The organism is Bacteriovorax sp. BSW11_IV, from assembly GCF_000447755.1.
GTDB lineage: Bacteria > Bdellovibrionota > Bacteriovoracia > Bacteriovoracales > Bacteriovoracaceae > BSW11-IV.
The window spans coordinates 1-14832 of record NZ_AUNE01000036.1; the positions used below are offsets into that span (position 1 = coordinate 1).

Annotated in this window: 12 protein-coding genes and 1 pseudogene; 9 read left to right on the forward strand and 4 right to left on the reverse strand. The window is 35.8% G+C overall.

Annotated elements, in window-relative coordinates; all coding sequences use genetic code 11:
• The 6 genes and pseudogenes from M899_RS18560 to M899_RS09605 form a co-directional block, all read left to right on the forward strand.
• A pseudogene (locus tag M899_RS18560) lies at positions 1-616 on the forward strand (hypothetical protein); the annotation flags it as partial.
• The gene (aepY, locus tag M899_RS09585; RefSeq protein WP_021271292.1) at positions 616-1761 is read left to right on the forward strand and encodes a phosphonopyruvate decarboxylase; all 1146 of its coding nucleotides are present in this window, start codon (positions 616-618) and stop codon (positions 1759-1761) included. The pseudogene M899_RS18560 and the gene aepY, both read left to right, overlap by 1 nt.
• A gap of 1 nt (position 1762) precedes the next feature.
• Positions 1763-2905 carry a 2-aminoethylphosphonate aminotransferase gene (locus M899_RS09590; RefSeq protein ID WP_021271265.1) on the forward strand — a complete coding sequence of 381 codons (1143 nt, stop codon included), beginning with the start codon at positions 1763-1765 and terminating at the stop codon, positions 2903-2905.
• Positions 2906-2907: 2 nt separating this feature from the next.
• Positions 2908-4071 (forward strand): MipA/OmpV family protein, encoded by a 1164-nt coding sequence (locus tag M899_RS09595; protein WP_021271313.1) that lies wholly within the window; start codon positions 2908-2910, stop codon positions 4069-4071.
• An 83-nt stretch (positions 4072-4154) separates the two neighbouring features.
• A complete protein-coding gene (locus tag M899_RS09600) occupies positions 4155-5489 on the forward strand; it encodes a hypothetical protein (protein ID WP_155897175.1) in 1335 nt (444 codons plus the stop codon).
• 2 nt (positions 5490-5491) lie between these two features.
• A complete protein-coding gene (locus tag M899_RS09605; RefSeq protein ID WP_021271297.1) occupies positions 5492-6820 on the forward strand; it encodes a hypothetical protein in 1329 nt (442 codons plus the stop codon).
• 1 nt (position 6821) lies between these two features.
• Here M899_RS09605 and M899_RS09610 read toward each other — a convergent pair whose 3' ends face one another.
• Together M899_RS09610 and argS are read right to left on the reverse strand one after the other, a co-directional pair.
• Positions 6822-7589, reverse strand: a complete 768-nt coding sequence (locus M899_RS09610; RefSeq protein ID WP_021271280.1) for a substrate-binding periplasmic protein — start codon at positions 7587-7589, stop codon at positions 6822-6824.
• A gap of 56 nt (positions 7590-7645) precedes the next feature.
• Positions 7646-9424, reverse strand: a complete 1779-nt coding sequence (gene argS, locus M899_RS09615; RefSeq protein ID WP_231370268.1) for an arginine--tRNA ligase — start codon at positions 9422-9424, stop codon at positions 7646-7648.
• A 62-nt stretch (positions 9425-9486) separates the two neighbouring features.
• Between argS and M899_RS09620 the strand changes: the two genes are divergently transcribed.
• On the forward strand, positions 9487-9909 hold the full coding sequence (locus M899_RS09620) for a hypothetical protein (protein ID WP_021271316.1): 423 nt from the start codon (positions 9487-9489) through the stop codon (positions 9907-9909).
• On the opposite strand, the gene M899_RS09625 is transcribed toward M899_RS09620, so the two are convergent.
• Both M899_RS09625 and M899_RS09630 read right to left on the reverse strand, forming a co-directional pair.
• Complete coding sequence (locus M899_RS09625; protein ID WP_021271242.1) at positions 9904-10338, reverse strand: GNAT family N-acetyltransferase; 435 nt, start codon at positions 10336-10338, stop codon at positions 9904-9906. The two genes, M899_RS09620 and M899_RS09625, sit on opposite strands and share 6 nt — an antisense overlap.
• A 65-nt stretch (positions 10339-10403) precedes the next feature.
• Positions 10404-11015, reverse strand: a complete 612-nt coding sequence (locus M899_RS09630; RefSeq protein ID WP_021271318.1) for a hypothetical protein — start codon at positions 11013-11015, stop codon at positions 10404-10406.
• A gap of 81 nt (positions 11016-11096) precedes the next feature.
• Between M899_RS09630 and M899_RS09635 the strand changes: the two genes are divergently transcribed.
• Positions 11097-13307, forward strand: a complete 2211-nt coding sequence (locus M899_RS09635; protein ID WP_021271273.1) for a toprim domain-containing protein — start codon at positions 11097-11099, stop codon at positions 13305-13307.
• A gap of 9 nt (positions 13308-13316) precedes the next feature.
• Entirely contained in the window at positions 13317-14750 is a 1434-nt protein-coding gene (locus M899_RS09640; RefSeq protein WP_021271269.1) for a DNA gyrase subunit A, read from the forward strand.
• The last annotated feature ends 82 nt before the right edge of the window (positions 14751-14832 follow it).

A 14832-nucleotide genomic window follows, 5' to 3' on the forward strand; every position in this document is an offset into this window, starting at 1 on the left:
TAAAATCAGAGAAACAGGAATTAATAATATTAATGTCATTCGTGGTTACAAAAAAAACGTTTTCCCAGAGCTTGGAGTTCAATATCTTGATAATGACCTCTTTGATTCAACAGGGGAGCTTTCATCATTGAACGTTGCTCTTGATAAGATCAATGGAGAATGTCTCATTAGTTACGGTGATATTGTTTATAAAAAATATATTCTAAATCTTTTAAAAGATTCTAATGCAGATATTTCAATAATTGTTGATTCCAAGCTCGGTAATCGTTCAAAAGATTATGCCGGTGATTTTGTAGAGTGTTCTGAAGAAGATGGACATGTTTTTTCTCAGGGAACAACAACTTTGTTGCGTACCTCTTTGGCAAAGATGAATGACTGCTCTTTGAAAATAATGGGAGAATGGATAGGTCTTCTTCGTGCAAATGAAGCAGGATCAATGGCCATCCAAAAAGCAATGAAAGATCTTTCACAAAAAGAAAATTTTCATGCAATGAAAATGGGTGATCTTCTCAATCATCTAATTGCTAATGGAATTAAAATTGGCGTCAACTACATTCAAGGACATTGGATGGATATTGATAATTTTAAAGATTTTGAAAAGGTACAGGTATTCTAATGATACAGGCAAATGAGTTTTTAGATGAGTGTAAAAAAATAGGTCTTAACCTTTTCACTGGAACACCTTGTTCTTATTTAAAACCTTTCATCAATTATGTTATCGATGACAAGGATTTGAATTTTGTTCCTATGACAAATGAAGGGGATGCTGTGGCCTTTGCTTCAGGGGCCCATTTGGCCGGTAAAAAGGCCGTTGTCATGTTTCAAAACTCAGGACTTGGCAATGCTGTGAATCCTCTAACATCACTCAATGCCATTTTTAATATTCCTGTGCTTGGAATTGTGACTTTACGTGGAGAACCCGGAGGTCCACATGATGAACCTCAGCATGCCTTAATGGGAAAAATTACGACATCTTTATTAGATGAGATGGAAATTCCTTGGAAATACTTTCCAACACAAAAAGAAGATGTCCTCGGACTTTTGGAGCATGCTAAGGATGTGATGAATACGACTTCGAGACCTTTTTTCTTTGTCATGAAAAAAGACAGTGTCATGGCCCATGAATTGAAAAATCTCCATCCGATAGTTTTTCCCCAGATAAAAGAGGCCTATTTTTCTACTGATATGGCACCAACTCATGAAGTCACGAGAACAGATGCACTTTGTAAAATTAGATCTCTTTTTGGCCCAAAGGCCGCACTTGTGGCCACAACAGGAAAGACAGGAAGAGAGCTTTATGAAATAGAAGATACTGAAAACCAAATTTATATGGTCGGTTCAATGGGATGTGCCGTATCTTTTGGTCTAGGAATTAATTACGTGAGAAAGAATGAGAAAACTGTCGTTATTGATGGCGATGGTGCTCTTATGATGAGAATGGGAAATCTTACAAGTGCTGGCCTTTTGCAAAATGAGAATTTTATCCATATTCTATTAGATAATGGTGTTCACGACTCAACTGGTGGTCAAAAATCTTACTCTGAATCTGTGGATTTTTCGACTCTTGCAAAAGGTTGCGGCTATCGCAATATCTTAAAAACAAATTCTTTGGAGAGTTTGGAGAGCTTTTTAAAAGAGCATTCTGAGGGTCCAGTATTTGTTCACTTTAAGATCAAAAAAGGTTCTCCTTCAGATCTTGGACGTCCAAAAGTTACTCCAGCTGAAGTGGCCATAAGATTTAAAAATTTTTTAAAGGATTAAAATGAAAGAACAGATTATTAGTAAAACAATTACTCGCAATATTCTCCTAAATCCAGGTCCAGCAACTACTTCAACTCGTGTTAAAAGTGCCATGGTTGTTAGTGACATCTGTCCTCGTGAAGAAGAATTTGGGGATTTATTCTTAAATCTCTCTGGCCGTCTTCTCGATGTTGTTAATGCGCGTAATTCACATGAGGCCATTCTTATTGGTTCATCTGGAACTGGGGCCGTTGAAGCTGTTCTTAGTTCATGTAATTCAGGTAATAAGTCTATTCTTATTATTGATAATGGGGCCTATGGGGATAGAATGGCCAAAATTTGTGAAGTTTATGGTGTTGCTTATGAGACGTTAAAATTTCCATGGGGAGATATCGTTGATATTTCACGAGTTGAAGAATTTTTGGTCAGGAATGCGCATAATTTTGAATCAATGGCCTTTGTTCACCATGAAACGACTTCTGGAATTCTTAATCCCATGAATGAGATGTGTGAGCTTGCGAAAAAGTATAATCTCGTCACAATCGTCGATGCCATGTCATCTTATGCTGGTATTGAAATTGACTTGAATAAAACACAAGTAGATTACCTTATCAGTTCCTCAAATAAATGTATTCAGGCAATGGCAGGAATAGGAATTGTAATCGCCAAGAAAGAAGAGCTTCAACGCATTTCCAAATTTAAGGCCAAAACTCACTACTTTGATCTCTATAAAAACTTTGAAAATCAAAAACAGAAGAAGCAATTTCTTTTTACTCCTCCAGTGCAAACCGTTTATGCTCTAAAAGAAGCTGTTGAAGAGTATTTCTCAGAAGGTCAAAATGGTCGCATCAATCGTTACGCTTCTCTTTATGAGTTAATGGTTAAAGGTATGACTGAACTAGGGTTTCGCCTACTTGCTCCAATAGAACAGCATTCTAAGATCCTAACTGCTTTTATAGAGCCTAATCATTTGAATTACTCCTTTGATAGCATGCATTCTTACCTATATGAAAGAGGGATTACGATCTATCCTGGTAAAGGAGCGAAACAAGATTCTTTTAGAATTTCAAATATAGGTGATCTTAATAAAGATGATATGACTTACTTCTTAACTCAAATATCTCAATATCTGAAAGATTCAAAAATAGACCCTCTTTATAGATAAACATGAGAAAGTTTGTTTTTAGTTTTTGTCTTCTATTTTTGGCCATGGCCCAGACGATGGCCCTTGAACTGATGAGTTTCGATCATCCGGTGAAAGGGCGACGTTTCATCGTTGAGAAAAAAGGTGATGAGTGTGCCTTTACTAAAAACTCTAACAATATAGAAATTAAAGTTGTCGACAATAGCGGTGATGTTCGAAATATTGATCTTTTTGAGAAGATCTACTTTAGCGTAAGTAGTAATATTTCTGAGGATAATTTTGCTGAGATTGTCTTTTCAGGCATGAAAGAAGCAAGTTTTTTTATAACCTTTGCTAAGCAAAAAGATGGTCATTGCCTTATTGAGAAACAAGTCTTTATTGATGGCAAGATGATCGATTTTGACAAAATTGATATCAATTATTTTTTCAATCTTTATTTTCCAACTCTTAGAAACATTTCTTTCATTAAAAATAAGAAAGTCGTGAAAACTTTTGAGTCTTTTGAAGTTCAAAGTTATTTTCCTTTCTATGAATTTAGTATTGGTCTTGGTGTAAATGTGCACACTAATATTAGACCAAAAGAAATGCGTCGTTTTAATAAAGCAAAAACTGTAGTGGAACCACTGCCTGTCTTTTTATTTCGTTATGGCCCTCTCTTTCTTAGTAAAGATGGTGCTGGCGTACTCTTGGTGCCATTTGAAAAGTTCGCTGTTTTGGCAACATTTCTCTTGGAGGGGGAGCCTTATAAATCAGATCTTACTTTTGAGAGAAAAAGAAGTATATACTTTGGTCCCCTGATCAAGTCAGGCCCTTTAGAAATTTTGTACTACAGAGATGTTCGTGATGTTTCTTATGGTGAAGTATTCAAAGTCACACTGGCCCCAGAGTTTCATATTCGAGGGGGTTATTCTTTATCTTTTCGCTTGTTTTATCAATATTGGGATCAAAAATATACAGACTATTATTTTGGCGTGCCAAAAGATAATGGTAATGGTCTATCCTTTTATAAACCAAATGAGGCCCATAATTATGGGCTATCTGTACGCACGGCCAAGAAGTTTAGAGACTACGAACTAGGCCTTGAATTGGGGCAAAAGTTCTACTCAAATGAAGTGTATGATTCCCCAATAGTTATCAAAAAGAGTGAATTTCGCTTTATGCTTGGGGTGATGTATCGATTGCTCTAGTGTCTAATTTTTAGACGATTTCACTAATGTAACATATTAAAATTAGGCAATTATTCTGGCCTGAGATTTGCTTTATTTATAGCATGAAGTTATTTTTCTTATGCCTACAAATGACATTAATCTCGATGGCCTATTCATATGAAATGAATTTGGATAAAGTTGATTACAACTTTTATCGTGATTTATCTCGTGCCCAGAGTTCACCACTGTCTGTAGTCATTGAAAAAGATCTCCTTAGTAGAGAGTTGTTGAATGAAAATTCAATAGCAATTGAAGTTTCTAATAATCCACAATTGCAGATATATATTGATGAAGTGTTTTTAGAAATGTTCTCAACTGAAATGGGACAATCGATCTGTTTGGCCATTGGAATTGATGCCACAAGTATAGAAGGATCACTTGGCGTTGGAAGAGAGACATCATTAAAAATAGCTAAAATATGTTCTCAGGCACTCCGTGAAATGAAGAGTGCGGCCCTCGAAAAGGGTGTTTCTAAGATCGCTGGTAAGAAGTATGTCTTTATTTTAAATTCTAATCAAAAACGCCCTTTTGAATCATGGACTTCAATGTTTAATGTGACATATATCTTTGTTGATAAAGTTATGACTCGTTTAAACTTTTTCAAAAGTATTATTCATGAATTTTATGTGAGCTATGATGCGAAATTTCTCTTTGGTAAGGCCACGGCAAATATGTATTTCGATGATACTTTTAAGCTCACGACAACAAGTCTATTCAATGCAGGTCTTGAGGATTCGTTGAACGAGCTTGCAGGAATTTATCCCTTTCCGATTTTAAAGAATTCATTTCTTGTTATACGTGCAACAATTTTTGAAACATGGGTTATTCATGAATTTCAAAAGCATCGCAACGAGCTTAAAGATGCGAAAATCTATGAGTACTTAGAGAAATTTGATACTCAATGTGAAGATATTCTTGAACAGACAATGGAAGAATTACTTGAGTATCAAGTTGATCTTCTACCATTTGAATATTCTATCTTAAGCGAGAAGGAAAAGCTTGAGCTCGCTACATATAACGGAATTATCGTTAATGATAATGGCCCAAAAATCTTTGCAGATTTTTTCAGAAAAACGAAGTTACGCGTAAAAGATAAATTAAAAAAACGTAAATTATCAATGTGCCAATTTTTGATTTTTCCACAAATAGGCAACCTCTCTACTTTTTACACAAGAGGACCACGACCACGTATTAAAACTGGTTGGAGTGGGTCTGGAGATAAAAGAATTGGAGAAATTGATTTGTCTGAAGTTTTTATTGATGAAAAATTTGAAGATACAGACTTAGAATTAGAAAAATTTATTAAGAGAAAAACGAATAATTCTAATATTTTTATTAAAGATAGTAAAAATTTTGAAAATCATATTGAAAGTATTTATAAGATGGATGAGGAGTAAGCATGTCTGCCCAGTTGTTAGAAGAAGGTCACGCACAATTGTTAGAAGTTCAAAATCTTATTCACGAGCTAGAATTAGATCGTGCTCAGGCGATGCTTGATAAGATTAAGAGAATCTCTGTTCCTGACAGAAGATTCAAAGAACACTTACGTTCAAAAATCCTTTTTTATCGTAATGATTACGATAAAACAATTAGTCATATTGAAAAAACAATCCATAAACATGGGCCGCACGTATCTCTACTTGCAGATAGGGCCTGTGCATTTTATTTGAAAAATGATTTTTTTAATTTTGAAGCAGCGGTTTCTAAACTGGAGCTTGAATACCAAGGGTGTCTTGAAGATCTCGATATTGATTCTCTGGTAAACACGGGTGTCTGTTTAGGTAAATTTCTAGAAGAGCTAGGTCATGTTGAAAAGGCCCTTCGTTTATATGAGTCTTTGATGCTTGAATGTGAGTTTTATACTCATAAGACACCTATTGTTCTTTCCCAACTGTTAAGACTTAAATCTCAATGGAAGATTCAAAAAGAAATTGAAATAGATTACAAAAGACTATTTACTCTCAATGCTGAGCTAAAGACGAAGAACTTTAATTTTGAACTCCAACATTCTCTTTTTCTTGCGGAGCTTGAACTTTTTGGTCCTAAAGTTGCTATTGAAAGATTTAATGAGATTAAAGATCAGTTGAGTGGTGAGGATTTAAATTTATTTGTTGGTGATTATATCGAAAGTGCCTTAAGAAATAAGTTCTCGATTGATGAGAATATTAGCTCTCTTTTAAGAGATGGTCTAAGTCCTTATGAAGATCAATTATTAAAAATTTTAAATCAAGAAAATATCATTTTTTCAAAAATGAGCACGACTATGCCTCTTGGTCATGTATTAAGACTCATGGGAATAGTTTTAACGAGCGACAGTTGTCCTGATGGATTAGAAGGACAATACACATTTTTATTGCAAACGGTATCTGGTAAAGATAAAGCGATTTGGCAAAATCTTATTAAAGATGCCCAAAAAACTGAGATGAAAGTAATTGATCTTGATCTTACACAGAAGAAAATGGCCTTTAATGGACATGTTTACGATTTTGCTCGTAAAGGTAATGCGCTTTCAATTTTACAGGCCCTTAGCGAAAATGAAAAACTCTCATTGGATAAGGCCGTCTCTTCAATCTATGGCGCAAGTCTTGATGAATCTTATTTTCATAGATTAAGAATGGCCATTAAGCGCCTCAATAGCGATGTGGCCAAAACGCTACATATTGATGGACTTGTTAAAATCACAAATGATTTCATTGAGATTAATTCGGGAATTGAGTTTAAAAAATAGATTAAAATGAAAAAACATCAGGGGCCTTCATATTGTACTTTTCTAAAAGTGCATTATAGAACGGCCCTTTTTTTATTTCCTTTAGTTTTTCATTTATTTGTTTTTGAATTAATCCTGATGGGACCTTTATTGAAGGTGATATACCAATCCACAATTCATCTCTTTTGATACACTTATCGATGACTAAATCCTGTCTTTTTTTCTGTTTTATATAACTCATAGTACCCAAAAAATGACCTAAAAATACTTGTGCAGAATGTTTTTTTAAAAGGCCGTAGGATCTTTGATAATAGTTTTCATCATATGAAATTTCAAAATGGCGGTCTGTTTTATATTTTTTGAAATATTCATTTAAAAGTTCTCTATAAGAATGATCGCGGTAGATGACAAATCTGATATGGTCGAGACTATTAATATCCTTGAAAGTCCATTTTTCTGTTTTAAGTTTCCAAAAGCATAATGTCTGAAAAGTTAAATAATCATCATGATAAATGAGACCTGGTGCTTCTTCTTTTGATGGGGATAGAAGGATCGCCGAGCGGCCTTGTTGAACATTATAAATGCCGCGACTCCACGGGACGATTTCATACTTCAATTCAAATTGACTATCCTTAAAAATTTCATTGGTGATTTCTACGATAAAACCGGGTTTTTCTTTATCTTTAGGGCAGATAAAAGGGCACCAATCAATGGCCGAAACAAGCAGAGTTTCTTTGGCATAATTGTTAATTGAAAGGAGAGTCAAAAGGGTAAAAATAAAGAGTTTCATTAAGAATTATTCTAATAGAAATCTTAGAAATAATTCTTAAGAAACTCTCAATTTTATTACATTTTTTGAGGGGCCGTAATCCCAAGTAAAGAAAGTCCAACTTTCATTGTCTTGGCCACAGATAATGAAAGCGCCAATCGGGCCTTTTTAAGCTCTTCATCACTTTCTTTGTTAATTGGGCACTCTGCATAGAAACTATTATAAAGTTTTCCTAATTCAAAGAGGTATCCCGTTAAAAGAATCGTTTTATTTTGTTCGTGTGCTCTTAGAACAACTTCATTAAAGGCCTGAAGCTTTAAGAGTAGCGCCTGTTCTTGTTCTTTTTCTAGCTTATTCCATTCAATATTAGCATCAAGCTCAATACCACTTTTAGCAATAAGAGACTGAATTCTTGCATGGACATATTGTAGGTAAGGTCCTGTATCACCATCTAGTTTTAGCCATTCATTCATATCGAAAATAATCTTTCTAATATTGTCGACACGAACCATTCCGTATTTTATAGCACCATTGGCAACAATTTTTGCTGTTTCTTCAATTTCAGCATCAGTCCAATCACCTCGATATTTTTCAAGATAGTTGTTCTTAATTGTTGCTTCCATTTTATGAATGAGCTCCATAAGAGGAACAATATTTCCTTTACGTGAACTCATTGGGCCATCTGGTAGCTCGACGACATCATACGGAAGATGATGGCAGTCTTTGGCCTGTGGAAAACCGATTTTTTCAAGGACTTTAAAAACTTGTTTAAAGTGAAAAGATTGTCTTTCATCGACAATATAAATATTTTTTTCAATTCCAAAATCTTTGAACTTTTTGATCGCAAGCTCTACATCTTTTGTCGCGTAGAGACCATTTCCATCTGATTTAATAAGAATACAAAAGCCAAGTTTGTCATCGGAAAGGTCCATACCGATGGCCCCTTGATCTTCAACAAGTAATCCTTTGTTATATAATTCTTTAACTGTCTTTAATGAAGGACGGTCAACTTCTGATTCAAAAAACCAACGATCAAACTGAACATTTGCCCAGTCATAGGCCTCATTCATAAGATCAATTGACCATTTTCTTGTTTCCACCCAAAGATCGTAGAACTCACCACTCTCGGCCTCAAGTTGACGAAGAATTTCAGTAAGTTCTTTTCTGTTTTGCTCTTCTTTTTCTGTTCCCAATTGATCTTCGAGAAGGAGGTTGGCCGTTGAATAAATACGTCCAAGCCATGCCCCTTTTTCTTCTGTGGGAATAGCATCCTTATTATGATTTTTTAAATACCAAAGACATTTGGCAACGTGAGTTCCACTGTCCCCAGGATAAGTCGTGGCCAGAACATCCTGGTTGCAATAGCGCTTTATGCGAACAAGAGCGTTACCAAGACATAAGTTTCTCATGTGACCAACGTGCATTTCTTTATGCGTATTGGGTTGAGAGTATTCGATCATTGTTTTTGGTTTTACATCTGTAATTTCTTGAGTAAAGAAATTTTCAGAAATAATTTCTTTTAAAATAAATTCACCAAAGGCCTTGCTTGAAATTTTAAAGTTTAAATAAGGTCCAGCAGGGTTTACTTCAGTGATGAATTCATTAGTGGCAATTTTTTCTTTTAATTGTGCACTAATCTGTGGTGGCCCTTTTTTAAGTTCTTTGGCCATCATGAAACATGGAAATGCGAATTGTCCTAGTTTTAAATTCGGAGGAGTCGTAATTTGCCCATAGATTTGTTGTTCACTAATTTCATAATCAGGAAAAGTTTCATTTAGTGCTGATTTGATTTTTGTGGCAACGAGCTTTAAAAGCGGGTTGTGCATAGTCGACATGGGAACCTCAAAAAGTTTCATAGGATAATTTTAAATCTGTTATACTATATAGAAAAAGTTCGCACTAGACTAGAGGGAGCGCAATGTTTACGAGGTTTTGGGTTATTTTTCTCGCACTATTTCACTGGGGCACACTGTCCTTTGCAGACGCCCAAGCCCCTGAGGAATTATCTGCTCAAAGCGCTCCTAAAGTCGAGGCCGCTGTTGATGTTGATGAATTTTTCAAATATATGAACGAACCGCGTATATCCCTTGAATATAACCGAGGCGAATATCTTATTTACGACTGCAAAAAACAAAGTTTCATTTGTGTGAGCAAAGAGAGTTTTGAAGCTTGTGGCGAAAATCGAGCGTTGGCCAAAGAAGAAAAGAAGCACAATCTGGCCTGTGCCCCTTTATTGACATTCAAAACACAAAAAGCTTGTTTTGAGAAACAAATTACAAATATCGAGCGCGCTCGAATTAAGACTTATTGCTACGATGAAATTAAAAAACTGAAATTATAGTTTTTTGAACATTAAAATATGGGGACCAATATCTGGTACATCGAAAACTTCGCCATGAGTTTCAAATCCCACTTTTTCATAAAAACCTTGGGCAGATACACGAGCGTTACACCACACGAGGTTGCAGAAATTTTGCTTAATTACAGGAAAGGCCACTTTCAAAAGCTCACTTGAATAGCCACGGCCTGTTGAGTCGGGAAGAGTTGCCATGCCTCGTAAGTGATATTGATTTTCTTCTTCAAATTTCGTATTGCGTCGATAAAAGAATGAAGCAATACTCACTAACTTACTGTCCACAAAAGCACCAAGGTGAAATGTTTGTTCGTCTGTGTCACCATCAAAATAGCATGTTTCAATGGGACGACCCGGGCGAAGAACTTGATGTCTTATTGGGTATGTATCGCGAGCACTAATTCGTAAAACTTTCAACGACTGTCCTTTTTTGAATTTAATCTAAATAACATATAAGGCATGGGGTGCCGTTTGTCATGACTTTAAATTTTTCTTGAGATTCGGAACAAGACTTCCATGCTTTTTTCGGCCAGAGTGCTGCTAAAGAGTTCAAATATAATATCGGGAATACCTGTATCAGGTCCTTGCCAGTATGCGTCGCTATAAAAGAGGCATCTGTTATTAGGACCATTGATGACATGAATTGTTCCCTTCAGTCCATCGAGAAAACCTTTATCAAATGAGAAAGGATAACTTCCAACCTTAGTGATACGAGGGATCTTAAAGTCTAGTGCCATGCGAAAGGGGAGGATGTCCGCATCCAATAATAAATAGATGCGCTGTGTTTTTTCGTTATAGGCACTGAGCTTCACAAAATCGATAAATTTATAAAATTCTTCATAGCGAGAAAGTTTTTGCAAAGCAATAGGGCAACTGTTTGGATGCAGTCCTGAAATGACAAAATCAAGTTTTTGCTGCTTGATGCCTGATTCATTTTTGACAGTATCTACTTCAGATTTTCGATAGATATCTCCCTTTAAAATCTTGCCTCGCACTGAGTCTTTAAGGGGCACTGGAAAGGGTGATTGAGCCCACGCGCTGTGCGTTAGCATGAGTGCAATAAAAAAGCTTGTGATTCTAGTTAGATAACGCATTGTCTCTTTTCACGTGTTAAAAGGCCTACTACCATGTTTAAAAGGATTTTAGCAAAAACTCGGCAAGAGGGGAATGCACGGATGGCCAAAATTGAATCGGTTAAAAGAAAAGGTAAAGCAAAAGAAGCTGAAATTGAGAGTAAAGATCAGCGTTGGCATTGCCGCAATCGTATTACTTTAGTTTTTGGAAGTAATGACGTTGAAGAACTCGATACATATGTTTACGACGATACAGGCGTAAACTTCAAAACAGTTAAATTTCATCAGGCGAAAAGTAAGGCCGTGGAAGAAATTTTAGATAACTGTATTGATGAATTTTATCGTGGTTACGTTACAGAAATTCACACAGATCTTTCGGAAGATGGGAAGACAATCACTATTGAAGATAATGGTATTGGTTTTCCTGTAGAGAAAGTTCCTCAAGTCTATACTGAGTTTAGAACAGGTTCAAAATTTAAAGATGAAGAAGTAGATGAGAAAGGCTTTTTGCACAGAACGCTTGGCCAAAATGGTCTAGGTGCTGCGGCGACATGTCTAACTTCAGATCTTTTTGAAGCACGCGTTCGCCACTACAATTCAAAGAAAGAACAAACATGGACATTTCTAGATGGTGCTCTTCAGACGAAGAAAACTAAGGCCAAAGAATTCTCTGGTCACTCAGGAGTTCGTGTTCAATTAACTTTATCTAAAGAAGTTTATAAAAATAATGAAGTTGATAAAGACCTTTTAAGAAAGCGTATTATTGACCTTGCCTATAATAATCCTGGTCTTACTTTTTACTTTAATAAAGAAAAGTATCACTTTAAAAAAGGATTACTAGAGCTTGCAGAAAGAGTTGATAAATCAACTGCACAGCACGTTGGTGATCATGAATATATCTATGAAACGACAAATCTTAAAGGGAAGAAAGTTAAAGGTAAAATCGATTTAACTCTTTCACTTTGTATTGATCCAAAAAATGAAGATCGTGAGCGTTTCATTTCATTTGTAAACTCTACACCAACTTATGATGGTGGTTTCCACCATGATCGCGTGAAGAGAATTTTTATCAATGCTATTAAAGCAAAGCTAGAAAGACAGCTAAAAAAAGAAAAAGTTCAAACTGTCGATAACGATATTCTTGCCGGATTAACTTTTGTTCTTGGGATCACAATGCCCAATCCACGCTTTGAATCTCAAACAAAGAGAAAGCTAGTTCGTGATGCCCACCTTGAAAAAGGAATTGAAATCTTCATGGACAAGAACTTAGATAAGTTCTTAAAGAAGAATAAAGATTATCTTGAGCAAGTTATGGAGCGTGCTAAGTCACGTCATAAATTTCAAGCTCTGAAAGAGGCCTCGAAAAAAGGTAAGAAACAGAAAAAGCAAAGAGTTGAAAAACTTCTTGATGCCAATGAGAGAAAAAACCGCGATCTATGTTCTCTATTCATTTGTGAAGGGGACTCAGCGATTGGTGGTCTTCGCTCTGCTCGTAATAAGCTCTACCAAGGGGGAATTGCCCTGAAAGGTAAGCCAATGAACGTGGCACAAGCTGGTATTAACGATATCATCAACAATCAAGAGTTCATGGATATCACGGCAAGTATTGGTCTTGTTATTGGTCAAGAAGCAGATGTGAAAGACATGAGATATTCAAAAATTGTTTTTCTTGCCGACTCTGATGTTGATGGTGGACACATCAATACACTGTTAACAAATTTCTTCTTTCAATTCTGGCCAGAACTTTTCAAAATGGGTGCGATTCAAATTGCAAAAGCCCCACTTTTCGAGGTTATCACAGACAATGGAACTTTATTTGTTGAAACCCCAGGACAACTTGAAGATTTAAAAAATTCAAACAAAGTAAAAATAAAAGAAATTCAAAGAAACAAGGGTCTAGGGGAGATGTCTCCTGAAGCGTGGAAGTACGTAATGGCCCGTGAAGATTATACTAAAATTACTGTAGAAGATATGAGTAAGGCCAAGCGTATGCTTAACGTTTGTTTCGGTAAGGATACAACGTTAAGAAAAGATCTTTTGATTGATAACGATGGTGGGGATGCCATGGTTTCTCGATCTCCAGATAGAGAAGAGGCCTTTAAGCAAAAGAAATCTGATGCTAAAAAGAAAGCTCAAAAAGTTTCTGCAAAAAAGGCCCCTGTAGCTGCTGAAAAAAAATCTAAAACTAAATCTGCAGATAAAACGCCAGGTAAGACGGCAAAGAAGACTGCGAAAAAGGTAGAGAAAAAAGGTTCAAAAAAAGCAGCAGGAAGCGCAGGTAAACGTATCCGTGATATGGTTGACTATATTTAAGAGGGATTCATGGAAGAGAGATATTTACACGCACTGGAGTCAGTGCCTTTAGATGAAATTGTAAAAGAAGAATATAGAACTTATCAAATCTATACATTGATGGATAGGGCAATTCCTTATCTGCAAGATGGTTTAAAGCCTGGTCAGAGAAGAATTCTGTTTACGCTATGGAAAAACCAATCAAAAGGTTTGATGAAAGTTTCATCGGCCACTGGTCTTGTTCTCACGCTACACCCACACGGTCCTGCTTCTGTTGAATCAGCGATTGTTAACATGGCACAAGATTATACTTTTTCGAACAATTATCCATTAATTGATAAGAAGGGATATTTCGGAGAGAGGATGGAAACGGCTCCGGCCGCTTCGAGGTATATTGAATGTAAACTTGGTGAAGTAGCGAAAATTTTATTATTCGATGATATGGGCCAAGTTGAAATGATTCCTAACTACGATGAAAAAGTTATGGAGCCATTAGGTCTACTACCAAAACTTCCTTTGATGCTTTTAAATGGGGCCGAAGGTATTGGAACAGGCTTTTCTTCTGTTATTCCGAGTTTTCACCATAAAGATATCATTAGTTCAATGATTCAAATGGTTGAGACTGGATCTCCTAAGAAACTTAAACCATATGTTGCTAATTATACTTTACCTATCGAAACAGATGGTAAGAATCGCTACCTTTTCAATATGGGATTTGAAAAAGTAGGCGACAGTATTTTTATCACAGAATTACCGAAAGGTTATGATGCTCAAAAAATCTATCGCTATTTAACGAAGTATATGGACGAAGACTACATTAAAGATTTCGTCGATTCTTCAGTAGATAACGACATTCGTATTGAGCTTATTTTCAAGCGTGGTCAAACTCCTTCACTTGAAGAAGTTAAGAAGACTTTGGGAGCATCATCTTCCCTTGTTCCAAACTATACACTTATCTCTGAGCGTGGTGTGAAAATTTTTGATCGCCCTGAAGAGATTATTTCTATTTTTACAAAGCAGCGACTTGAAGTTGTTAAGCGTCGCTATGAGCTTTGGTGCAAAGATCTTAACGATAAGATTACTCAGAATAATGAGATTATCAAATTCATTAAAAATAAAGAGTATGAAGTTGCAACAAAATCAAAAAATAGAAAATCATTCGTTGAGTACTTAGATAAGAAAAAATATGTCTATGCAGAGTACTTGGCCGATATGCCAATCTACCGTATGACAAAAGAAGAAGTTGAAAAGCGTCTACTTATGATTAAGGACGACACTAAGAAACTTTCTGAGTACGAAAAAATCGCGAAGTCACAAAAACTTGTTGAGAAAAAGCTTATTGAGGAGCTACAAGAAGTTGGAGAGAAGCTCTCAGACTGGCAAAAGAAGCGCGAGCGCGAAAGAAAAGAGTTAATGAAAAAAATGGAAAAAGGACAAAAGAAGAAAAAAAAGTCTAAGTCTTAATTCAAAATAGGTAACTAATAGCGGATGCGTTTAGTCCGCTATTGGCGGCAAAATGTTCTTTTTTGAGGGGTAAAAAAGTTTT

What these genes read in the sequence shown, in the direction of transcription:
- M899_RS09610 (WP_021271280.1), bottom strand. Translation starts at nt 7,589, where the DNA reads ATGAAACTCTTTATTTTTACCCTTTTGACTCTCCTTTCAATTAACAAT.
- M899_RS09605 (WP_021271297.1), top strand. Translation starts at nt 5,492, where the DNA reads ATGTCTGCCCAGTTGTTAGAAGAAGGTCACGCACAATTGTTAGAAGTT.
- argS (WP_231370268.1), bottom strand. Translation starts at nt 9,424, where the DNA reads ATGAAACTTTTTGAGGTTCCCATGTCGACTATGCACAACCCGCTTTTA.
- M899_RS09600 (WP_155897175.1), top strand. Translation starts at nt 4,155, where the DNA reads ATGAAGTTATTTTTCTTATGCCTACAAATGACATTAATCTCGATGGCC.
- M899_RS09630 (WP_021271318.1), bottom strand. Translation starts at nt 11,015, where the DNA reads ATGCGTTATCTAACTAGAATCACAAGCTTTTTTATTGCACTCATGCTA.
- aepY (WP_021271292.1), top strand. Translation starts at nt 616, where the DNA reads ATGATACAGGCAAATGAGTTTTTAGATGAGTGTAAAAAAATAGGTCTT.
- M899_RS09620 (WP_021271316.1), top strand. Translation starts at nt 9,487, where the DNA reads ATGTTTACGAGGTTTTGGGTTATTTTTCTCGCACTATTTCACTGGGGC.
- M899_RS09595 (WP_021271313.1), top strand. Translation starts at nt 2,908, where the DNA reads ATGAGAAAGTTTGTTTTTAGTTTTTGTCTTCTATTTTTGGCCATGGCC.
- M899_RS09635 (WP_021271273.1), top strand. Translation starts at nt 11,097, where the DNA reads ATGGCCAAAATTGAATCGGTTAAAAGAAAAGGTAAAGCAAAAGAAGCT.
- M899_RS09640 (WP_021271269.1), top strand. Translation starts at nt 13,317, where the DNA reads ATGGAAGAGAGATATTTACACGCACTGGAGTCAGTGCCTTTAGATGAA.
- M899_RS09590 (WP_021271265.1), top strand. Translation starts at nt 1,763, where the DNA reads ATGAAAGAACAGATTATTAGTAAAACAATTACTCGCAATATTCTCCTA.